The 20,005-nt window shown below is 59.3% G+C and carries 19 protein-coding genes; all 19 read right to left on the minus strand.

Annotated elements, in window-relative coordinates:
- Window positions 1-18: 18 nt before the first annotated feature.
- Window positions 19-987 (minus strand): MoxR family ATPase, encoded by a 969-nt coding sequence (locus BV106_RS21850; RefSeq protein WP_038168242.1) that lies wholly within the window; start codon window positions 985-987, stop codon window positions 19-21.
- A gap of 99 nt (window positions 988-1,086) precedes the next feature.
- Entirely contained in the window at window positions 1,087-2,640 is a 1,554-nt protein-coding gene (locus BV106_RS21855; RefSeq protein ID WP_081892097.1) for an arylsulfatase, read from the minus strand.
- Between the two features lie 58 nt (window positions 2,641-2,698).
- Entirely contained in the window at window positions 2,699-3,262 is a 564-nt protein-coding gene (locus BV106_RS21860; RefSeq protein WP_038168243.1) for an HdeD family acid-resistance protein, read from the minus strand.
- A gap of 36 nt (window positions 3,263-3,298) precedes the next feature.
- On the minus strand, window positions 3,299-3,727 hold the full coding sequence (locus BV106_RS21865; protein ID WP_038168366.1) for a hypothetical protein: 429 nt from the start codon (window positions 3,725-3,727) through the stop codon (window positions 3,299-3,301).
- Window positions 3,728-3,788: 61 nt separating this feature from the next.
- The gene (locus BV106_RS21870; protein ID WP_038168246.1) at window positions 3,789-4,661 is read right to left on the minus strand and encodes a neutral zinc metallopeptidase; all 873 of its coding nucleotides are present in this window, start codon (window positions 4,659-4,661) and stop codon (window positions 3,789-3,791) included.
- A gap of 86 nt (window positions 4,662-4,747) precedes the next feature.
- Window positions 4,748-6,088: a hypothetical protein gene (locus BV106_RS21875; protein WP_038168247.1), complete on the minus strand. Its 1,341-nt coding sequence runs from the start codon at window positions 6,086-6,088 to the stop codon at window positions 4,748-4,750.
- A gap of 18 nt (window positions 6,089-6,106) precedes the next feature.
- Window positions 6,107-7,084: an HAD family hydrolase gene (locus tag BV106_RS21880; protein ID WP_038168250.1), complete on the minus strand. Its 978-nt coding sequence runs from the start codon at window positions 7,082-7,084 to the stop codon at window positions 6,107-6,109.
- A 63-nt stretch (window positions 7,085-7,147) separates the two neighbouring features.
- Window positions 7,148-7,438 (minus strand): hypothetical protein, encoded by a 291-nt coding sequence (locus BV106_RS21885; protein ID WP_038168252.1) that lies wholly within the window; start codon window positions 7,436-7,438, stop codon window positions 7,148-7,150.
- 26 nt (window positions 7,439-7,464) lie between these two features.
- On the minus strand, window positions 7,465-8,496 hold the full coding sequence (locus tag BV106_RS21890) for a DUF1254 domain-containing protein (RefSeq protein ID WP_038168254.1): 1,032 nt from the start codon (window positions 8,494-8,496) through the stop codon (window positions 7,465-7,467).
- 22 nt (window positions 8,497-8,518) lie between these two features.
- Window positions 8,519-9,937: a DUF1254 domain-containing protein gene (locus BV106_RS21895; protein ID WP_038168256.1), complete on the minus strand. Its 1,419-nt coding sequence runs from the start codon at window positions 9,935-9,937 to the stop codon at window positions 8,519-8,521.
- A gap of 51 nt (window positions 9,938-9,988) precedes the next feature.
- Complete coding sequence (locus BV106_RS21900; protein ID WP_038168258.1) at window positions 9,989-11,407, minus strand: DUF1254 domain-containing protein; 1,419 nt, start codon at window positions 11,405-11,407, stop codon at window positions 9,989-9,991.
- 31 nt (window positions 11,408-11,438) lie between these two features.
- Window positions 11,439-12,248, minus strand: coding sequence for a hypothetical protein (locus BV106_RS21905; protein ID WP_051946168.1), 810 nt, complete (start codon window positions 12,246-12,248; stop codon window positions 11,439-11,441).
- Between the two features lie 101 nt (window positions 12,249-12,349).
- On the minus strand, window positions 12,350-13,879 hold the full coding sequence (locus BV106_RS21910; protein ID WP_265595939.1) for an arylsulfatase: 1,530 nt from the start codon (window positions 13,877-13,879) through the stop codon (window positions 12,350-12,352).
- 222 nt (window positions 13,880-14,101) lie between these two features.
- On the minus strand, window positions 14,102-14,971 hold the full coding sequence (locus tag BV106_RS21915) for a transporter (RefSeq protein ID WP_081892099.1): 870 nt from the start codon (window positions 14,969-14,971) through the stop codon (window positions 14,102-14,104).
- A gap of 40 nt (window positions 14,972-15,011) precedes the next feature.
- Entirely contained in the window at window positions 15,012-16,280 is a 1,269-nt protein-coding gene (locus BV106_RS21920; protein ID WP_038168263.1) for a hypothetical protein, read from the minus strand.
- A 20-nt stretch (window positions 16,281-16,300) separates the two neighbouring features.
- Window positions 16,301-16,978: a DUF6515 family protein gene (locus BV106_RS36040; RefSeq protein ID WP_051946169.1), complete on the minus strand. Its 678-nt coding sequence runs from the start codon at window positions 16,976-16,978 to the stop codon at window positions 16,301-16,303.
- Between the two features lie 19 nt (window positions 16,979-16,997).
- On the minus strand, window positions 16,998-17,816 hold the full coding sequence (locus BV106_RS21930; RefSeq protein ID WP_038168265.1) for a DUF2092 domain-containing protein: 819 nt from the start codon (window positions 17,814-17,816) through the stop codon (window positions 16,998-17,000).
- A 250-nt stretch (window positions 17,817-18,066) separates the two neighbouring features.
- Window positions 18,067-18,861: a hypothetical protein gene (locus tag BV106_RS21935; RefSeq protein ID WP_265595940.1), complete on the minus strand. Its 795-nt coding sequence runs from the start codon at window positions 18,859-18,861 to the stop codon at window positions 18,067-18,069.
- A 322-nt stretch (window positions 18,862-19,183) separates the two neighbouring features.
- Entirely contained in the window at window positions 19,184-19,846 is a 663-nt protein-coding gene (locus BV106_RS21940; protein WP_038168269.1) for an outer membrane beta-barrel protein, read from the minus strand.
- Between the last annotated feature and the right edge of the window lie 159 nt (window positions 19,847-20,005).

Raw genomic sequence — 20,005 nt, forward strand, 5'->3', positions numbered from 1 at the left:
GGTGGGAAGGCGGCGATGCTAGATGACGGCAACCTGCTTGAGCAGTTCGTCCAGGACCGTGTCCTTGGTGGTGCCTTCCGCCTCCGCTTCATAGGTGAGGATCAGCCGGTGCCGCAGACAGGCATGGGTTACCTTTTGCACATCCTCCGGCGTGGCGGTGTCACGTCCATCCAGCCAGGCCTTGGCCCGGGCTGCGCGGTCCAGCGCCAGGGTGCCGCGGGGACTGGCGCCCACGCGGATCCATTCTGAGAGCTTGGAGCCCTTGAAATCCGCAGGACGGCGGGTCGCGGCAATGAGCGCTACGATGTATTTTTCCACGGCGTCAGAAATCTGGACGGCTAGCACCTCCTTGCGGGCATCCAGCACGGATTGGGCGGCCACCTGGCCATTGGACGCCGGGGCCTGACCCGCGTCCTCACCACGTACGAGGCGGAGGATCTTGCGTTCGTCCTCGTCGCTGGAGTAACCGACGAAGACGTTCAGAAGGAAGCGATCCATCTGGGCCTCCGGCAGGGGATAGGTGCCCTCCTGTTCGATGGGGTTCTGCGTGGCGAGTACGAGGAATAACTCAGGCAGGGGATGCGTGGTGCCTGCTACGGTGACCTGTCGCTCCTCCATGGCCTCCAGCAGGGCTGCCTGCGCCTTGGCAGGGGCGCGGTTGATTTCATCCGCGAGAATGAGGTTGCCAAAGACGGGGCCGGGCTGGAAGACGAATTTGCCGCCCGCGCCTTCACCGGTGTACATCTCCGTACCGGTGATGTCACTCGGAAGCAGATCGGGGGTGAACTGAATGCGGCTGAACTGGCTCTCGAGATTCTTGGCCAGTGTCTTGATGGTCCGGGTTTTCGCGAGTCCTGGGAGCCCCTCCATGAGGAGGTGGCCATTGGCCAGCAGGGCGATGAGCAACTGGTCTACCACCGCCTCCTGGCCAATCACAGATGCGGAGATGCGCTTTTTGAGATCGAGGATCTGATCGCGGCTGCTCATGGCGCTGATGTCGTGGATGCTCTAGAACCTTGCTGCCGGACATCGTCCTCGACGGTTCTTGACCGCCGAAGACGATGCAGCAGATTTGTAGTGGATAACTTACTTGCCCTTGGACCCGGCCTCGAGTTTCTCGATGATTTGATCAACCGAGAATGAAGCTGGACGTTGGCGGGGAGGGAAGTCCTTGTAGGTCTGCAAATACGCCCCTACTTTGGCTGCCGAAGGCAGCAGAAGGAAGGCGTGAGTAACCATGAAGTTGTCGTAGTAGGCTGACCCATCAATGGCGTACTCATAAGGATCGCTGTTCAGGTCGATGATCTGAGGCGTGCGCAGAGTCGTCAGGGGATCGATCCATACCTGGACACCGACAGAGCGCTGCACCTGGTAGATGTACTTGAAGCGCTCGTCACGGTAGGCCATCAGGTCCCCATCGTCACTGAAGTAGGCGAACTCTGGGCGGGCGCTCTTCTCGCTTTTGCCTGTGAGGTAGTCGAGCTGGTTGTAGCCATCCAGATGCACCTTGAAGGTCTTGTCCCCGGCAGTGACGCCTTTGGTGGCGTTTTCACGGAGTTTGGGATCGCCACCTGCTGCGGCCACCAGGGTGACCAGCCAGTCTTCTGCGCTGAAGAGGCCGGTAAAGTTCGTCCCCGGTTTGATCTTCCCGGGCCAGCGGATGAGAGCGGGCACCCGGAAGGCACCTTCCCAGTTGGTGTCCTTTTCCGAGCGGAACGGAGAGGCACCGCCATCTGGCCACATGCTCTTCATGGCACCGTTGTCGGTGGTGTAGATCACGATGGTGTTGTCGGCAATCTTGAGGTCATCGAGCTGCTTGAGCAGATCGCCTACCATGCCGTCATGCTCCACCATGCCGTCTCCCTGAGTGCCTGCGTTTGTCTTGCCCACTGAGGCTGGCTTCAAGTGGGTGTAGATGTGCATGCGGGTGGAGTTGTACCAGCAGAAGAAGGGTTTTCCCGCCTTGTGGCTGCGGTCGATGAAGTCCTTCGCTCCGGCAAGGAACTCCTCATCCACGGTTTCCATACGCTTCTTCGTGAGCGGGCCTGTATCTTCGATCTTCCCGTCGGACGTGCACTTCAACACACCGCGTGGGCCAAACTTCTTTTTGAACTCCGGATCCTTGGGGTAGTCAGGATTCTCCGGTTCCTCCTCCGCATTGAGGTGGTAGAGGTTGCCGAAGAATTCATCGAACCCATGAGCGGTGGGGAGAAATTCATCCCGGTCTCCCAGGTGATTCTTGCCAAACTGCCCGGTTTGGTAGCCGAGCGGCTTGAGGAACTCGGCAATGGTGGGGTCTTCCTTTTGCAGGCCAACATTCGCTCCTGGCAGGCCCACTTTCGTGAGGCCGGTGCGGAACGGACTTTGACCCAAGATGAATGCCGCCCGTCCAGCCGTGCAACTCTGCTGGCCGTAGTAGCTGACAAAAACGCCCCCCTCGTTGCCAATGCGATCGATGTTGGGCGTGGTGAATCCCATCAGGCCTCGACTGTAGGCGCTGACGTTGGACTGGCCGATGTCGTCACCAAAGATGACGAGAATGTTGGGCTTCTTTGCAGAGCCCTGTGCCTGGAGCAGGCAGGGAAGGAGCAGCCCTGCCAGCAGGAGGACGGCTCTGAGTTTAGGGGTATATCGTTTCATGGCATCTTTGGTTTTGCGACTGAATGAAGTGATTGATCGAGTGAGTGACTGGGCCGTTTCACGCGGGAAGAGGGTGGCTGTGGCTGTGCTTCCGTAGTCTGAAGGCGAGCACAGAGAGAATGATCCCCAGGGCGATGGAGTAGGAGGCAATGATCCAGATCATGGCAATGGCCCCACCGCCCGGGAAGAGGATGACCAGGGCCCCAAAGACGACTGACGCCAGACCGGAAAGGATGAGCAGCCATTCGTTGGTTATTTCCTTGCGTAGGGCGATGGCCCCCGCGATCTCAAAGAGGCCACGCACCACGGCAGTGGCCCCCATGAAGATGAGCAGCGCCAGGGCGCTCAGCCCCGGCCAAATTAAGACTGCGACACCTGCAGCGATGCTCACGACACCGATTAGGGCCAACCACCAGCGCGGGACGGCGGAGCCGCCCGTGATCGCCCCGACAAGAGCGAACACTCCGTCCACCAGTGCATAGGCTCCATAGAGGAGCACGAGTACCTTCAAGGTGAGCAGGGGCCACGTGAAGGCCAGGACGCCGAAGATCAGGGACAGGATGCCGCGCAGGAGCAGCCAGCCCCAGTTCCGGGACAACAGGTGGAGGAGGGATGTGTTCATAGCTTGCAGCGGGTCAGGTGGTTCGTGGCACAACTCTCACCACCAGAATCTTCCTGGAGCTCCGTAGCGGTAGCCGCCATAGCCCCAGGCACCGTACCAGTTCATGGCCGCAGCCTGGTTCATCTGCGCGGCTGAGTAGTTGTCCTGTGCGATCTTCTTCTGGATGGCGAGCTGCTGGTACCTTTGGTACTCGTCGTCCCCACCTACGTAAGCCACCCCTTTGTCCTCGTCCTTGTATGCATAGAACGTCTTTCCGTTCACCGAGGCTCGATGCACCTTGTAGGAAGGCGCGGCCGCATAGGCGGCCTGCTGCTGCGGGGTTGATGGGGTCTTCACTCTAAAGCCAGCGGCGGAAAGCAGCGCTTCCTGGTTAGAGGCATCCATACTGGCGCAGCTGGATAGACCTGCCAGGCAACAGAGGCTCAGCAGGGTGCCGATGACGGCTGAAAATGAGATCGTTTTCATGGTTTTGGATTGCATGGCACTGTTTGCGTTTGTGTTTCCCTCATCCGCGGGGGCATCGCTGCTAGAGATCCTCGTAGGGCATTTCGAACATGCGCTTGACCGTGCCCATGTCCCCGGTCTTGAGCCCTTGAATGAACCACTTCACGCGCTGCTCCGAAGTGCCGTGCGTGTATTTCTCGGGAGAGGTGAACCGGCCCGCGCGCCGCTGCAGGCGATCATCGCCGATGGCGTTTGCGGACTTGATGGCGGACTCCACATCGCCCTCTTCGATAAAGTTGAACTGTTGCTGGCCGTAGTGCGCCCAGACGCCCGCGAGGTAGTCGGCCTGTAGTTCCAGGCGCACGGACCAGCGGTTGAACTCCGCCTCCGGGACCGAGTCTCGCTTCTGGTCCACGAGACTGCTGTAGCCCAGCAGATTCTGCACGTGGTGACCGACTTCATGGGCGATGACGTAGGCCTGGGAGAAGTCAGCAGCCGAGCCACCCAGCTGCTGCTGCAGTTCATTGAAGAAGGTGGGATCGAGATAGACCGTCTGATCTGCGGGGCAATAGAATGGGCCCACAGCTGCAGGGGCCAGTCCGCACCGTGTTTCAACACGCTCTGTAAACAGGACCATGCGTGGGGGATCGTACTGACGGCCGATGCTGCGGAACTGCTGCTCCCACACCTTCTCAGTAAAGCCCAGGATGGTCGCGGCAAAACGGCGGCTGCGCACCTCCTCCGGGGTGAGCGGTCCCTGGGTCTCTGTGGTCTGCCCGGTCGGGCTGTTCTGCACGCCCTCCATGAGCTGGCTGAGCTGCTGCGGATCCACGCCTAGGAAATAACCGATGGCCAGGATCGCCAGAAGTCCCAGCCCCCCGCCCACGGCGGCCTTGGGGCGCATCCGACGGCGATCTTCGAGATTCGAGCTTTGTTCACCTTTTTCCCAGTCCATGGCGGTGTCCTCCTTCGGTATGAGATGGTGGTTGCAGGTCAGTTCACGGGGGAATGGGGTGGGGGCTGCGGGGCTTTTCGTTGGAATCAATTCAGCGGACCCTTGTTCTGGCGGTCCAGCAGCCGGATGCGGCGTTTTTCCATCTCCTGACGGCAACGCGGAGAGGCCGCTCCGGTGATGGCGATGGTGATCGTAGGTGGCTGCTTGCCATTGATCTGAATGGTCTGCAGCCATCGGGTGCACCGGTCGGCAAGCGGAGTCCAGCTCGCGTAGTCCCAATGCAGGGCGAGGAGGATGGAGCCATCCTTGAGAACGCAGTAGGGGGCGTTTTCATGGCGTTCGATGCGTGCGATCTGCCACTGCGCCTGTTGGAGCTGGGCCATGAGCTGTGCGGTCTCGGCGTAGAAGATGGCGTCCGTTTCCTCCGTGGTGGAGGCCGTGGCATCGCGTAGGAAGTTTTCCAGTCCGGTGACGCCTGTCAGAGCGCGGAGGGATTTGGTAAGCTGCGTTTGCTGCCACGGGGTGAACTGTCTGTTGGCGAGGAAGGCGGTGGAATCCGGAGGGCCTATGCCCAGAAGTTGCAGCTCGGTCAGGTTGCCCGTGCGCAGCGTGTTCTCATCCTTGTCGTAGATCTCCAGGGCGATCTGGGCGGCGGCGGTACCACGATTGAGCGCTGCGGCGGCCGCAACGGGATCTGCTGAAGCTTCGCCCATGACGAACTTAAACCCACCCAGCGCGAGGGCCCGGCTCATGCCATCCAGGCGACTCTGGAGTGCCGCATTGGTCGTGTAGGGATTGATGCCCAGCTTTCGACAGAGGTCACGCTTGGCCTTGGCGACGCCAGCTGTGCTTTTGATTGCGAATGACTGGTAGTCGCGGCGTTTCTCGTCGTTGTGCTCCTTCTTGATGTCCTGACCCAGGCGTTGGAAGAACTTTCCGATGCCGGTGGTGTGTACCTCCTGCAGGGAGTCTTGAGTGGGGGGCACGTAGTCTTCAGCGGCATCTTCTTCTTCGTCGGAGGCCTCATGCAAGGCATCGCGATAGTCTTCGGTCCTCATGACATCATCCAGGCGCTTGATGGCACTGATCTCCGCAATGCGGTCCAGGAGCTGGCTGTTGCCGAAGGCGAGATAGGTGCCGTAGAAGGTGCTGTCGATGGCATAGGTGTTCACCCCCCAGTTGGTCGTCACACCCTCCCGCACCTGGAAGTGAGGGCCCGATACGAACACGGACTGAAGGATCTGGCTTGCCTTCAATGTGAGGACGTTTTCGTACTCTCCCGAATCGGGTGGCACGGGAGCGGGAATCGGTGGCGGGAGCGGCGGATCCCCTGCCCTCTGGGGCAGGGGAGATTGGGCGCTGATCATGACGACCCCGGTGGCCAGGGTGAAGCCGCAGGCGATGAGAAAGGTGTGGGAAGTGATCATGTGGGTGGGGCTTAGTGCTCAATTTTCGCCCGGATAAATGGTGGCCCAGTCGTCCTTCATGCTGACCACCGTCCAGCCCTTGGCACTGGCTTCGTCCAGAGCCTTGTCCAGCTTGCCGATGTGGGACTGCCGGTCATAGGCCCACTCGCGATCAGCGTCGGTGTGGTGGACGAGCAGGGCAAAGCGCAATCCTGCACCTGCCGTGGTCCACTGTAGCATCTGCAGATCGCCGTCTGAGTTGCCGAACGCCATGAGCGGACGACGACCGATGTGGCTCTGTATACCCGCTGGTTTGCCCTCCTTGTCGTCGATCAACTCGATCTCTGGGAGTTTCAGCAAGACAGGTTTGCCATCGCGGATCTCGTACTTGAGTTTGCCACTTGAGCCCACGACCTGCTCTGGCGGAATGCCATAGACTCGCTCCGTCCATGGGCGCATGAACTCGATGCCACCGCCTGAGACGATGAAGGTCTTGAACCCGTTGGCCCGCAGGTAGGTGAGGAGTTCCAGCATGGGCTGATAGGTCATCTCCGTGTACAGCTTTCCGGATTTGGGATGTTTGGCCGTAGTGATCCAGTCCGTGACCGTCTGGCTGAACTCCTCCGTGGTCATGCCGGTGTGGGTGGCGGCCATGGTGGCCAGCAGGCCCTTCTCGCCCGCTGCCGCGACGCCCTTAAGGTCATTCTTCAGTACTGAGGCAAAGGGTTCCTGCGTCTGCCATTCCGGGTGCTGCGGCGCCAGGGCCTTGATGCGGTCAAAGACAAAGAAGGCCTGGAAATAGAGGGGTTGCTCTGCCCAGAGGGTGCCGTCATTGTCGAAGACGGCGATCCGTTCGGGCACGGGCACAAAGTTGGCTGATCCCTCCTTGGTCACCTTTTCCACAAAGGCCAGGATCGCCTTCTTGGGCCCGGTGTCTTTCCAGGAGGGGAGAAGCTCATCGGCAAGCAAATGAGGGGCGCTTGCCGCCAGGGCAAGGAGGAGGATCAGAGGCTTCATGAGGTGATGGACTTGGTGGAGGGCGGAACTAGATGCGGTTCAGGAAACAGCGTCTGATTGACTTCAGCAGGTTCTCAGGAGCCTGAAGTAGCGGGAGGCATCGCGGTGATCCTCCGACTGTGATTTGATGGGGCTGTAAAAGTGGAGGAAGTGCTCGACTCGAACCGCCGCGTTCCCAGGGGCGCCGTAGAGCAGTCTGAACACCGGCGCATGAGTAAGATCGCGCTGTAGCCCGGTCACGGTGTTCGGGATCCCGTGATGGTAGGCAGGCGTGGTGAAGCTGGCACCTTCCAGAGGGGCTGTAGGGCTGCCAAGGAGGGATGCCGCGAGTGAAAGCAAATACAGGGTTGCCATAAGAGGGGGGGATAGAAGTGGGGCATTTACTTCACCGGTTCCGGAGCGGGGAAGGTCCAGGTGCCATCAAGGATCTCTTTGCGCGGGCGATAGAGGCGCACCGTGTAGTTCCATCCCTTGGTGATGGGGATGCAGTTGGGTGTCTTGCCATCGTACCCGCCGAACTGGATGGTTATGGAACCGTCTGAGCCCTTTTTGCCGGTGAGGCTGTTTATCGTATAGGCGTTGTGCTCGTTTTTCTCGTAGTAACCTTCAGCGTTGTACACACTCACTGACCAGAAGGCGTCCACCGGTACATCCTTGACGACAAGCTTGTACGCCGTTGTGCCGTCATTCTGTTTTGGGGTCACATTGAGATAGACAGCATCCTTGTCGGGATTGCCGCCCCAGGCGGCGGCGCTGGCCACGAGATGGCGAACGGGATCCACCGTCGCCTTCGTGCCGAAGGCGTTCTTAAAGTCAGGCATGGTGGAGCTCAGCACCAGCAGCGCTTCACGCACCTTCTTCTGGCTCACGGGATCCCACTGGGGCACTTCGAACTTGCCCGGACCACCTGGCTGTTCGATTTTCAGGCCATCCTGAAGGGCGTGTACGGCCGCGATGTCCTTTGGATCTGCGGGGTCCACCAGCGTGCGAATGCCTATCACGGCGTAGCGTGTGCCAGCCTTGTCCTTGTCCAGCTTGTAGGTCCCGGACTCATAGCTGACGTCCGGCACATAGTGGTCTTGATTCACCACCATGAGGGACCGGAAGCGTTTCCCTGCGTCCGGCAGCGTGACGGTCACGGGGCCCGCATCGAGGTCGACCAAGGCTGAGGAATAGAGTGTGTCACGGTTCAGCCGGATGATAGTCTGTTTCTCGATAGACGCCGGCTCGCGACGGTGGTTGAATTTGCCAAGCGCTCCGCCGCTGTCTTTGAGGAGGTTGCTGAAGTACAAGTCAGACTCGGCCCGGACAAAGTTGTCCACGGTCACGGGAACGGTGTCTGCAGCAGCTGCGATGGCTGTAAAGACGGCGAACAGTGTGCCGATAACGTGCAATGCATGTGGGTGTTTCATTGGCGACTTTTTTGCTTGGATTTTAGTCCTTCTTCTTCAGGGCCGGAGCCCTCCACTCGCCCTTCAGGGCCTCTGGCTTGGGCCAGTAGAGGCGCATGGCCATGAAGAAGGAGCCCTTGGGGGCGGGAAGCCAGTTGGGCTCCTTGTCCTTGCCCGGGGACTTGTGTTGGATGTAGAGGGTGATGCCGCCATCCTCGTCCTTCTTCAGGGAGGGAAGCATCGGCGTATTGATGAGATAGCGGTTCAGAGCATTTGCAGAGAGCAGGCTGGCGGGGAGCTCGTACAGAGTGAGTGACCAGAACGCATGCACGGGTGGCAGCTGACCCGGAGCAAACCGCAAGGTGTAGTCATGGGCACCATCCAGTTTGTTCTTGTCGGTATCGATGAAGTAGGCGGGGTAGATCGCTTCATCCTTGGAGTTGCCGTAGATGCCCAGCACGGCGGCGGACATGCGATCGATGTAACGACCGTCCAAAAACTCGCGCGTGCCAAAGGAGTCTGCGCTGGACCGTTTTCCGGTATCGATCTGAGTTTCCTTGTACTCTTTGAAGGCGGCCCACGCGTCTGCGATGCCATCTTCCATCGCTTTCCGCACCTCTGGCTTCAATGTGTCCTGGCTGAACGGTGTGCTCGTGCCGAGTCCAACGCGGGCGAACTCGGCGCGCAGCTTTTGCTCCGAGGGGTGCTCGGGACAGAATCGCAAAACGAAATCCAGCACCTTGAAGAACTCCACCGAGGTCTTTTGTGCCTCCGGAGTGAGAGGTGTGATGAAGTCCACCTTTGTCGGAGGGGGAGGAGCCGGCTGATTGAGGAATTGAGAGAGAGGTTGGACTTTGTAGCCAGCTTGGATCTTTTTGACGGCTTCAATGTCTTCAGGATTGAAGAGCTGGGTGCGATACAAAATGAAGGCATACTCGGTCTCGCAGGGAATCACGGACTTGATTCCCGCGGGCTTGGCACCTTTCCAGCCGGGGCCGGCTAGTAGGTAGCTACCCGCCTCATTGCCAGTCGCCCGACTGCCGACGTAGGCGAAATTGAAGGTGTACTGGTCAATGAATTGCAGGGAATAGTAGCGTCCCTTCTCCACCTCTGGCACGGTGAAAACGAGCGGCTCGGCACGCAGGTCGGCGCCGACGTAGGAATACGGGGTGTCCGAGTTTGGTGTTTGGATGGCCTTGTCCTCAGGCGTGTAGACTCGTGCATTATTCACCAGTGTGTTCCAGTCCGCCTTGTACTCCTTGCCACCCTTGTCGATGAAGTAGGAGTGCTGGATTCGATAGTTATCCACCAGTGGGAAGCCGTAGATGTAGGCCACTTTTGCGATGGCCCGAACTTCATCGAGCGTAGCAGGACCACGGGCATGTGCCGTGTCAGACACAAGAAGTGCCAGCAGCACGGCAAACAACGCCTTGAATGCGTGATGAATAAGAGAGGTTAACATAGATAGCGTGGGGAGGTTCTACGATGTGTGAAAATGGGACAGCACGAGGACTCACTCGACCTTCTCCACATCCGGGAGCTTCCATGCCTTCTCGAAGAGCTCCTTCTTCGGGGCGTAGAGGCGGAACAGCAGTTCGAACTGTCTCTTCGGGTCCGTGGGCACCCAGTTCGATTCTTTTCCTACAGGGGCGGAGGGACCGAAATAGACGTCCACCGAGCCGTCCGCATTCTTCCGCACCGACGTGTCGTTCGAAGCGAGGCTCGGGCGTGACATGCCGACAATCAGAGCATGCGTCTCGCGGTCGTAAGCCGTCACCGACCAGTATTGCTCGATAGGCGCATTCGGCGGTACTGTCAGGCGGTAGGTCTTGTCTCCCTCCAGCGCCTTCCCCGCGTGGTCGAAGGGGTTCATGAGATAGAACTGTCCCGCACCAAGGACCTTGGGGCTGAAGTAGGCCATGTGATACATCACCGCGCGACCGTCCAGTCCGTACTCATTCGGGTCGGCGAACTTGTTGCCCAGCCCGTCCCTTGTTTCTGGTGGGACCGGCACGGACCAGTGCGTCCCATCGAAGAATGGAGGAACGAATCCGTTCTCATACTTCAACGCGATCACTGCGTGAGCTTCACGCGCTGCACTCTCCAGGATCTCTTTCGTCTTGGCGTCGGGTCTAAACACCTTGCCTTTTTCGATGCCGATGGTCTTCAGCGAGTCGATCATCACTTTGTCCCGCGTGAGCCACGGCTCTGCCTGGACGAATCGGTTGAGGTGTTCGAAGAATGTCGCGTCATAGGGAATCGTCGCGTCGAATGCCTTGTCATACGCATCCACGAAGACGGTCGAGTCAGGATTGCCGCCCAGCGGGTAAACTCTCACCTTCTTACCATGATTCACGGCGGACTTGATGTCGGCATCGCTGCGGCTCTTGAAGTTCGACCGCAGGATCACGAAGCCGCGATACGTCTCGGATTGCAGTACGATGTATCCCTCGGGTGGGTTCTCCTTGTAGCCCGGCGGCAGGAGCAGATACTTGGCACCCTTGCCTTTGTCCTCGCCGGCGGGGCCCACGTCTGCGAGCGCGTTCTGCCATGCGACGTCAAAGCTGCCTACGATGACATGGTCTGCATCGGCTGGGGGGATCTCCACGACTACCGGACCTTTCGAGGTGTCGTAAAATGGATTGAGGTAGATGGTATCTGGATTGGGCGTGAGTGTCTGGTTCTTGGAGTTTACTGGGCGCGACCAGTACACGACCTGGTTGAGTTGCCCGCCGTTGGCGATGGTGGCCTGGAGCATGCGCTCATAGTTCACTGCTGGAATACCCCAAATGACTGCCTCGACCCCGCGGCGGTGGATGGCGCGCTTCTGGATTTCTTCCGCAGAGAGATCCTCGGCGGAAGCCACAGGGTGGAGGGCCAAAGCGGTGGCAGCGATGACAAGCAGGTTCAGCCCGTGCGAGATGCTTTTCATAGAAGGAGTGCGTATTGCGTGGATCCAGTTCCTAGAAGACAAAGGTGACCGTGAAGCTCATGCCCCACTCGGGGCCTTCTGGGGCATGCTCGAAGAAGTAAAGACCATCGAGATTGAACTGAACGGGCTGGCTGCCGAGAGTGACGAGCTGGCTGACGCCCGCGCGGATGGGCACCGTGGCTTGAGAGTCTTCCCAGTCGTAGGTGATTTCACTCTCCAGGTTCAAGGCAAAACCGCTGGGCCAGGTATAGCTCATCCAGGGGTCGATGAAGGTGGCGTTCACGTCTCTTAGTCCAGCGCCGCCCACCGACCAGAGGTGATTCACGAGGAGGCCGAACGTCCAGCAGCCCATTTGCTTGACCAGCACTGCGGTAGGTCCGATGCCCCACTTCTCTGGCCCAAGGAGGGGATCGGTGGTGGTGGGGAACTCGATAATGGGGCCCACACCCCAGACCAAGCTGTCCTCGCTCTTCTTGACCGGGGCGAGGAACAGACTCAGCTCCATATCACTCAGTCCAAAGGTATCGTCCAGCCTAGGGATGGAGGACTCCTGGTACACAACGGGAGCGACGACTCGGGTGATGATGCGCCAGTCCTCGTTGAGGTTGATGGGCACGACGGGTTCGATGTTTAGCGTGGTGCCCACAGGGTGTCCTTCCCCGGAGCCGACCTCCACATTGAACTGAAAGGGGAGCAACGTGAGGCTGCTGACCGGGTTCTTCAGTTCCTTGGCGAGGTCGTGGGTGGATGTATCTGGATCAGCCCCCAAGGAATCAAGCATGCCCACACACAGGGCCATGGCCATGAGAGCAAGCTGGAGTCGTGATCGGGGGTTTTTCATAAACACATTTTTCTCCCGTGCTCGGATAGGCTCGGGAGGCAGTGCGTGAGATGGTTTGTGCGTGGCACCTCTGGCGAGGCACCACGCGGTGACGGTGGCCGTTACTTGCCGCCCATTGAGGCCTCGATTTGCTTCTGGACCTTCTCGAGATTGAATGAGCCGGGTGATTGGCTGGGCGGGTAGTCCACCATGGTTTTCAGGAAGTTGCCTGCAAACACCTGCATGGGCACCAGAAGATAGACACGATCAAGGAACCAATCGTTGTAGGTGTTCGCGTTGTGCTGGGCTTTCTCGAAAGGATCCCGCTCCAGATTGAAGAGCAGGGGCACACGCAGCTCGATGAAGGGCTCGCGCCAGACTTCAAAGGCGTGGCCCCGGTTTTCGAGAAACACCGCCTTCCACGCATCGTAGCGGATGGCGACAATCTGACCGTCATCGTTCACATACATGAACTCCCGGCGAGGCGACTCCTTGGTTTTTCCGGTGATGTAGTCGAGCTGATTGTGGCCATCGATGTAGTTGCGATACTTGCGTCCGTTCAACTCGACGCCCGCTGCGAGTTTTTCCTTGATGTCTGGTGCGCCAGCGATCGCCGCAAAAGTGGGGAGCCAGTCTTCATGGGAGACAATGCCATTGAGCACCGTGCCTGCGGGGATGTGGCCTGGCCAGCGCACATAGCAGGGCACGCGATAGGCGCCTTCCCAGTTCGAGTTCTTCTCACTGCGGAACGGTACGGTGCCGCCATCCGGCCACGTATTGTAGTGTGGCGCGTTGTCAGTCGAATAAACTACAAGGGTGTTCTCAGTGAGATTGTTGTCGTCGAGAAACTTCAGGATATCGCCGACCATGGCGTCGTGCTCGATCATGCCGTCGGTGTATTCATCATTGCCCTTGTGACGATGCTCCTTTCTCACGTGCGTGCGGAAGTGCATGCGAGTGGTGTTGTACCAGACAAAGAAGGGTTTGCTCGCTTTGGTCTGCCTCTGTATGAAATCCTTGGCTGCGGCGAGTGTCTCGTCGTCCACAGTCTCCATGCGCTTGCGAGTCAGCGGGCCGGTGTCCTCGATCTTGCCATCAGCGGTGCATTTCAGCACGCCACGTGGACCGAACTTTTGCCGGAAGGTCTTGCCATCCGCCATCGTCATGTCACCGGGATAGTCTTCATGCTCTGGCTCCTCCTCAGCGTTGAGGTGGTAGAGGTTGCCCATGAACTCATCAAAGCCGTGCTGGGTGGGCAGATGCTCGTCACGGTCGCCCTGATGGTTCTTTCCGAACTGGCCGGTGGCATAACCTTGTGACTTCAGCACGGTGGCCATCGTCACATCAGTCTTCTGCCAGCCCTCCTTCGCGCCGGGCATGCCTACCTTGGTCATGCCGGTGCGCACCGGTACGTTCCCGCCGATGAAAGCAGCGCGGCCAGCAGTGCAGCTCTGTTGGCCGTAGTAGTCGGTGAAGGCCACGCCCTCCTTTGCGATGCGGTCGATGTTCGGCGTTTGATATCCCATCATGCCGCGACTCCAGAAGCTGGTGTTCCAGGTCCCGATGTCGTCTCCCCAGATCACGAGGATGTTAGGTTTCTTGTCAGCTGCGTGGGCTGCTGCCGTGGCGAGCAGACCACAGAGAGCAGCCATGACTATAGATTTGGCTTTCATGCTGTAATACATTTGTCAGCGTTGGTTGGGCAGGCTTCATGGGGATGAGGCCATTGGGCGACCCAGTTTGGATCGCTTTCGCCAGGCCCAACTGGCGAACAGGAAGATGACCATGCAGCGCTTCCCTGAGTGATGTCAGGCGGCGCGGGCTGGATGAAGCAGAGCAGTGCATGGAAATGGCAGGGGAGGGCACGATTGATGTCACTCCGGCAGCACGACAGTGGCGGAGAAGCGGAGGCCCCACTCAGGTCCCTCTTCGGGGGCCTCGGCGTAGTAGCGGCCGCCTAGTTGAAAGCTGACGGGCAGTCTGCCGATCTTCACGAGTTGGGTGATGAAGACATTGATGGGGACGGTCCATTGCTCGTTCTCCCAGTCGTAGCCGGACTCGAGATTGAAGCCGAGCGTGGTGTGCTTAGGCGTGGTGTAGCTCAGGAAAGGCTGCAGGAAGGTGACACTGAGTTCCTGGCGGTCATTATCTCCCGCTACGGACCAAAGGTGATTGGCGAGGATACCGGCCGTCCAGCCATGGGACTGGTGAACAAAAATGAACGAAGGACCAATGGCCCACTTCTCAGTGCCCAGCAGGTCGTCTGTGGCAGTGGGAAATTGAAGGATGGGACCAATGCCAATCGTGGGCTGCCCTTCGTGCTTCTTCTGCGGGGCCAGCCAGATGGTCGTGTTCAGATCACCCAGTCCCGTCTGATCGGTGGTGCCGATCACGTCCTTCTGGGTGATGAAGGGCAGGATGGTGCGCCAGATGATCTTCCAGTCATCATTCAGCTCAATGGGGATGACGGGCTGAATGTTGAGCTTGTATTGAAAGCCATCACCATTCGGCCCTCCGCCCCAGTCGAAGTTGTTCTGAAATGGCAGGCTGATGAGCGAAGCCGTGGGGTCATTCAGTTTCGTGGCAATGTCTCCCATGTCACCATCTTCGTGAGAGGTCGCCAAGGACGACTGAATGGAGCCGTCAGGGACAGGGGCGGCCTCAGGTTGGGCAGCCCAGAGACTGCTCGTTGCCAGAGAGAGGGCTGCAACAACCGGCAGAGTGGTATAGGGATGGAGGGACATGACGGGGGAGGTGGATGGGCCGGTTGATGCGTTGGGGGAGTCAGCGGAGCGGACTGGGCAGTGCCTTTTCCACAAGGGCGACCTGCTGCCGGGCGAGCTCCTCCCGTACACGGGGTGAGGCCACGCCGGTGATCACCAAGCGGTGCCCGGTGACCGGAGCGCCGCGGAAGTTGGCCGTCCTTAGGTGCTCCAGAAAGTTGGCTGCATTCTGCGTCCAGGACGCATAGTCCCACTCCAGCGGCACGATGACGGTGCCGTCTTTGGCATGACACACGGGCAGGTCCTGGGAGGTGTAGATGGTGGCCAGCGGGGTGCCGGAATGGATCTGCGCCATGAGATGCGCGCTGCGCTGGTAGAAGAAGGCATTTGCCTCATCGTCTGCGGTGGTCGCGGCATCGAGAAAACCATCACGGCCCGCCACGCCGTTCAGTTGCTGCAGCGCCAGGACGAGCTCTGCCTGCCGGGTGGGGGAGTAGGAGGGATTGTTCAGAAAGGCCGTGGCGAGGGCATCCGGAATGCCGATCCTCGCCAGCGTCTCCGCGTGAGCGCGACGAAGGTCATTGGGACTGCTGTCGCGGATGGCATTGATGGCCGTGTCACTGACCTGCACGGTGGTGATGGCGGTACCGGCACCGCCGCCGACAGGAGCCAGCGCGGCCGTGAGGGTCATGTTGCCACCGTAGGAGGCCCAGGCGACTCCATTGAGGGCCTTCTGGAACACCGGGTTTGCGGAATAGGGATCCACGCCCAGCCGCGATGCAAGGTCGCGCTTGGCCTTGGAGAAGCCGATGGCACCCTGGACCTTGCTGTCCTCGTAGGGACTGTGCGGGCGGTCTTCGGTGGCCTCCTTCACCGCCTGGCCGGTACGGTTGATGAACTTGAAGATCCCTTTGGGCACGCCAGAGATGGTCTCTACCGGGTGGGTGGCGAGATTCTTGGCGAAGTTCACCGGGCTCTTGGCGGCCTTCTCCAGCGCCTTGGCGTACTCGTCCGATTTGGAGATCGTCTGGAGTTGGGCAATGGCGTTGATCTCGGCGATGCGGATGACGAGCTCGGAATTGCCCGTGGCGTAGAAGGTGCCGAACTCGGAGTCGAGGGTGTAGGCGTTCCTTCCGGCAAAGGTGGGTACCTGAGGTCTGACGGTGTGATAGGGCCCTTGCACGTACTGGGGCTGCAAGATGGTGCCCGCATCCAGGACCGGCGGGGATTCAAACGGCGTTGGCTGCACGGGCGATTGCGCACCCGCCATCAAGGGGGCAAGTGCGGCAAGGGCGCTCCATGCGAGGCGCAGAGTGGAGGAGGGGGGCATGGCCAGAGAAGGGGCTGAATTCAGATCTTCACCGTGGTGTACACCGTGACTCCATTTTGGAAGACCGGTTGGTAATAGACCCCCTGGTGGAGGAAATAAGTCTGGCCGTTGATGACGCTTGCCGTCGCGCCGGGCGGCAGGGCGGGAACGATGACGCCTATGGGTGTGGGCTGAACCACGAAAGTGGAACCCTGTTGGACATAGTAGGAGCCGTTGTTGTAGAAGAAGGTCTGGCCTCCAAACAGGACGGGGACTGAGCCTGGAGGGAGGGCGGCAAGGATGGCGCCCACCGGAGCGGCGACGGCGACATAGCCTCCGGCAGGTGCCGTCTGGTAGTAGACCCCTGAGGAATAGTAGTAGGGCGTGTTGGCCACTACGACGGTGCTGTGAACAGGAGGCAGGGAGTGGACAATGGCGCCGGTAACGATGGTGGCGGCGGCACCCACGGCCACCCCGCCCCAGAAGTGATCATGGTGATCCCAATCGTAGTCACGATGGACGTCCACGTCGCGATGCACATCGCGGTGGATGTCCACATTGCCTCCGCGCCAGCCGTGGACATCCACGTTGGCTGAGCGGTGGATGCTGGCATGGCCATGCCAGTCTGAGCGCGCCGAAGGGGTGCTCAGGACGGTGACGCCGACAATGGTGGCGAAAAGCGGGATGCCCTTGGAACGGGAAAAAGAAGCGGGTTTCATGGAATGACGCAGTCTGGAATTATTTTGAAGTTGTTTCCTTTTTCGCAGCATCCCCTGGAGTGGCGGCGGCCTTGGCCTTCTCTGCCGGGAGGAAATTGATCTTGGTGGCTCCAGTCGGAGGATCGAAGTTGAAGACAAAGTCGGGCAGCTTCGTGCTGAGGTCCCAATTGGTCAGGTGCGCAGTGATCTGGGGGCTGCCCTCATCAAGCTTGAAGGTGATGATGACCTTGCGTAGCAAAGGCTTGGGACCGTCTTCCACCCAGGCCTGCCAGTCGATCGCGTCATGCTGGAAAGCGACGTGGTGGCAGGTCTTTCCAAGGATGCGCTCCTTGCCCAGGTACGAGGCAGTCTTGGCCGCCGCGGCAGGCACTACCAGAGGTTTGGTGAGGAGCAGGTCGTCCAGAGGAAAGACCACGCCCAACGCCTCTTCCAGGTGGTCGATCATGGCATCAATCTGGTCCGGTGCCGGGCTGGTGCCGTAATACCTCTCACGGTGATCCAGCAGAGTCACGCTCTTCCCGTCGTACCAGAAGCTGCGCTTGGGCTCGGTGGTGGAGATGTCCACCTGCAACCGATTGGGGCGCCGCAGCTTCACGTCCACCTGCTTGGTGAACTGGACCTTGCTGCCCTTTCCATTCACAAGATCCTGCGAGAGGTCAATGCTCGTCGAGAACTGCTTGGAGGCAGCCAGGTACTCTGAGGCTCTTGAAACGATATCCAGGGCTCTGGCGTCCGGGATGGGGAGAGGAGTTGCTGGCGCAGCGGCTTCCTGGCCAATTGCGACAGGGGTAGCCGACAGAACTGAAAACAGAAAACAGAGGAGCGGGGAGGGCTTCATGGATCAAAGGGGTTGGGAAAGGGGTTATAGGAGCCAACGAAATGAGGCCAACAACCCCTTCCGGAGGGGGTGGGGGCGAGGGGTAGCCTGAACGGAGCGGCCCGGACCTTGGGTGCTATGGACGATTCCTCTGGGGGAGACTCAGGATCTTAACTTGACTTGATTTGCGGATTGCGAAGATGAGTCCGGGTCTCAGCGAATTGCACTGACATTGCTGTCAATGCTGACTGAGGCCCGGATCAATAAGAGCCTAGAAGGTGTAGGATAGTCCGACGATGGGGCCGTAGGAGGTGGTATCCAGCTTGAACCCATCCTTGTCGTAGTCCACTCCGAGGGCGCGGTAGCCGATCAGGCCGTTAAGCTTGGGAGTGAAGCGATAGCCGAATCCAGCCAACGCCTGCCAGGTAAGGTCAGACTCGACACCGAAGCCGCCGATATCGCCCATGACCTGGACAAACCATTTGTCATTGAGATCGCAGATGGAACGGAAGCCAACAATGGGGTCAAACCAGTCCCTGGTAAGCCCCAACGTCACGCCGGGACCGAGGTTCGTGTTGATATCGATGTCGATATCAAAATAGGTCCAGCGGAATCCAACAAAGACGTCGAACTTGTGGCGGTCCGTCTTGCTCACGGTGTACAGTAGGCGGGCAGTGATCCAGGCCTGCTGTTGCTCGAAGTCGGCGCTGCCGTTCACCGGGCCCACGGCAAAGCTGCTGCCGTCTGAGAGCTCCGCATAGATGGCATCCACTCCCAGGCTCCACCGGCCCTTGCCGAGTTCAAAGTACCCCATGTAGCCAAAGTCGAGTTCATCGACGACGTCGGAGATGCTGGTGTCCGCACTGATGGACGTGGGGCCAACTCCGGTGGTGCCATCCACCGCCGAAGTCCAGAGATAAGCCGCCACGGTAAAGTACCAGTCGTCTTGTGCGGGGGGAGTCGGAGGAATGATGACGGACTTTTCCGACGCCGTAGGAGTGCCGGCAAATGCAGTCCAAGAGGTCGCAAAGACCAATGACAATATAGGGAGGAGGGCGGATTTCATGGTGGAGATGAGAGTCAGTTCCAGCTTCTGCCAAACCGTGTTCTACATTCAGATCCTGCGCCTCGACCCCTGATCCTGAGGGCTCTGGAATAAAGGCGGGTTATCGAAAGTGTGGTGATATTAGCACATGCCCTTGAGCGCATCTATCCAATTTCCGAAAAAGGCAGGTGAATATTTTGTGCAGGGGATTCTCGTCTTGATCTGGGAATGCGCTCGTTAACAACCTCTTGGAGATGCTCATGGCGTGAGATGCTCCGTCCCCGGCCAGCTCCGAAATTTTGATTGGGGCCAGCCGAGGTGGAGTCGAAAAAACCATTTTGGCCTAGAACTTGAAGGTCAACCCTGCGCCGAGGATGTTGGCAATGCCATCGTCCGCACCAGCGAAGGCGTCCACATTGTAGAGGAAGCGGTAGGAGAGATCGAGGTTGATGGTCTCCGTGATGGCGTATGCCAGCACTGCCTTGGCCTGGAAGGCAAAGTTCCAATCATCTTCAAGGAATCCCACTGGGATGCCTTCTACGGAATTGCCGTCCACCTCACTCCAGGCGATGCCTGCCCCCGCACCCAGTTGCAGGGACAACCGGTCAGTGAACTTGATGCGGTACAGCCCGCTGAAGAGAATGGGCACCTGACGGAAGTCAGCATCCACACCGAGGTCATGGCCGCGGTAGTGGAAGTCGCCGGTATCTGATTGCAGATAACCGACCTCCAGTTCGAGGGCAAATCCAGAGGCCCACTCGTAGCCTACTGCGCCACTGACGGCCCATCCGGCATCGAAGCTGAGGCTGGCACCTTCCGCCTCGACGTCCTCCAACCAGGACACGCCGCCATGAATCTGACCATACCAGAATCCGGCCGGAGGGGGAGGGGTGATGGGAGGTTCGACGGTTCCTTTTCCACTGTAGGAGACGGGTCCGGCCAAGGCGTGCCCAGAGGCAAGGGCGATGGTCGCGAGAAGGGTGAGAGTTGAGGTCTTGAGTTTCATAGGTTGCTTCATTGTTTTTAGGTTCTTTGCTTGGCTCATGCTTGCCATGTTGGCAGGGCACGACTCTGGCTCTCTTCTCAGCCCAGTGTGTTGTAGTCAGGGTGGGGGAAAGCAGGGCGGCTTCCGGCTGATTGCCGGGAGCTATATTGGATGCGCATG

Source organism: Verrucomicrobium sp. BvORR106, assembly GCF_000739655.1.
GTDB lineage: Bacteria > Verrucomicrobiota > Verrucomicrobiia > Verrucomicrobiales > Verrucomicrobiaceae > Verrucomicrobium.

What these genes read in the sequence shown, in the direction of transcription:
- BV106_RS21850 (WP_038168242.1), bottom strand. Translation starts at nt 987, where the DNA reads ATGAGCAGCCGCGATCAGATCCTCGATCTCAAAAAGCGCATCTCCGCA.
- BV106_RS21855 (WP_081892097.1), bottom strand. Translation starts at nt 2,640, where the DNA reads ATGAAACGATATACCCCTAAACTCAGAGCCGTCCTCCTGCTGGCAGGG.
- BV106_RS21860 (WP_038168243.1), bottom strand. Translation starts at nt 3,262, where the DNA reads ATGAACACATCCCTCCTCCACCTGTTGTCCCGGAACTGGGGCTGGCTG.
- BV106_RS21865 (WP_038168366.1), bottom strand. Translation starts at nt 3,727, where the DNA reads ATGAAAACGATCTCATTTTCAGCCGTCATCGGCACCCTGCTGAGCCTC.
- BV106_RS21870 (WP_038168246.1), bottom strand. Translation starts at nt 4,661, where the DNA reads ATGGACTGGGAAAAAGGTGAACAAAGCTCGAATCTCGAAGATCGCCGT.
- BV106_RS21875 (WP_038168247.1), bottom strand. Translation starts at nt 6,088, where the DNA reads ATGATCACTTCCCACACCTTTCTCATCGCCTGCGGCTTCACCCTGGCC.
- BV106_RS21880 (WP_038168250.1), bottom strand. Translation starts at nt 7,084, where the DNA reads ATGAAGCCTCTGATCCTCCTCCTTGCCCTGGCGGCAAGCGCCCCTCAT.
- BV106_RS21885 (WP_038168252.1), bottom strand. Translation starts at nt 7,438, where the DNA reads ATGGCAACCCTGTATTTGCTTTCACTCGCGGCATCCCTCCTTGGCAGC.
- BV106_RS21890 (WP_038168254.1), bottom strand. Translation starts at nt 8,496, where the DNA reads ATGAAACACCCACATGCATTGCACGTTATCGGCACACTGTTCGCCGTC.
- BV106_RS21895 (WP_038168256.1), bottom strand. Translation starts at nt 9,937, where the DNA reads ATGTTAACCTCTCTTATTCATCACGCATTCAAGGCGTTGTTTGCCGTG.
- BV106_RS21900 (WP_038168258.1), bottom strand. Translation starts at nt 11,407, where the DNA reads ATGAAAAGCATCTCGCACGGGCTGAACCTGCTTGTCATCGCTGCCACC.
- BV106_RS21905 (WP_051946168.1), bottom strand. Translation starts at nt 12,248, where the DNA reads ATGAAAAACCCCCGATCACGACTCCAGCTTGCTCTCATGGCCATGGCC.
- BV106_RS21910 (WP_265595939.1), bottom strand. Translation starts at nt 13,879, where the DNA reads ATGGCTGCTCTCTGTGGTCTGCTCGCCACGGCAGCAGCCCACGCAGCT.
- BV106_RS21915 (WP_081892099.1), bottom strand. Translation starts at nt 14,971, where the DNA reads ATGTCCCTCCATCCCTATACCACTCTGCCGGTTGTTGCAGCCCTCTCT.
- BV106_RS21920 (WP_038168263.1), bottom strand. Translation starts at nt 16,280, where the DNA reads ATGCCCCCCTCCTCCACTCTGCGCCTCGCATGGAGCGCCCTTGCCGCA.
- BV106_RS36040 (WP_051946169.1), bottom strand. Translation starts at nt 16,978, where the DNA reads ATGAAACCCGCTTCTTTTTCCCGTTCCAAGGGCATCCCGCTTTTCGCC.
- BV106_RS21930 (WP_038168265.1), bottom strand. Translation starts at nt 17,816, where the DNA reads ATGAAGCCCTCCCCGCTCCTCTGTTTTCTGTTTTCAGTTCTGTCGGCT.
- BV106_RS21935 (WP_265595940.1), bottom strand. Translation starts at nt 18,861, where the DNA reads ATGAAATCCGCCCTCCTCCCTATATTGTCATTGGTCTTTGCGACCTCT.
- BV106_RS21940 (WP_038168269.1), bottom strand. Translation starts at nt 19,846, where the DNA reads ATGAAACTCAAGACCTCAACTCTCACCCTTCTCGCGACCATCGCCCTT.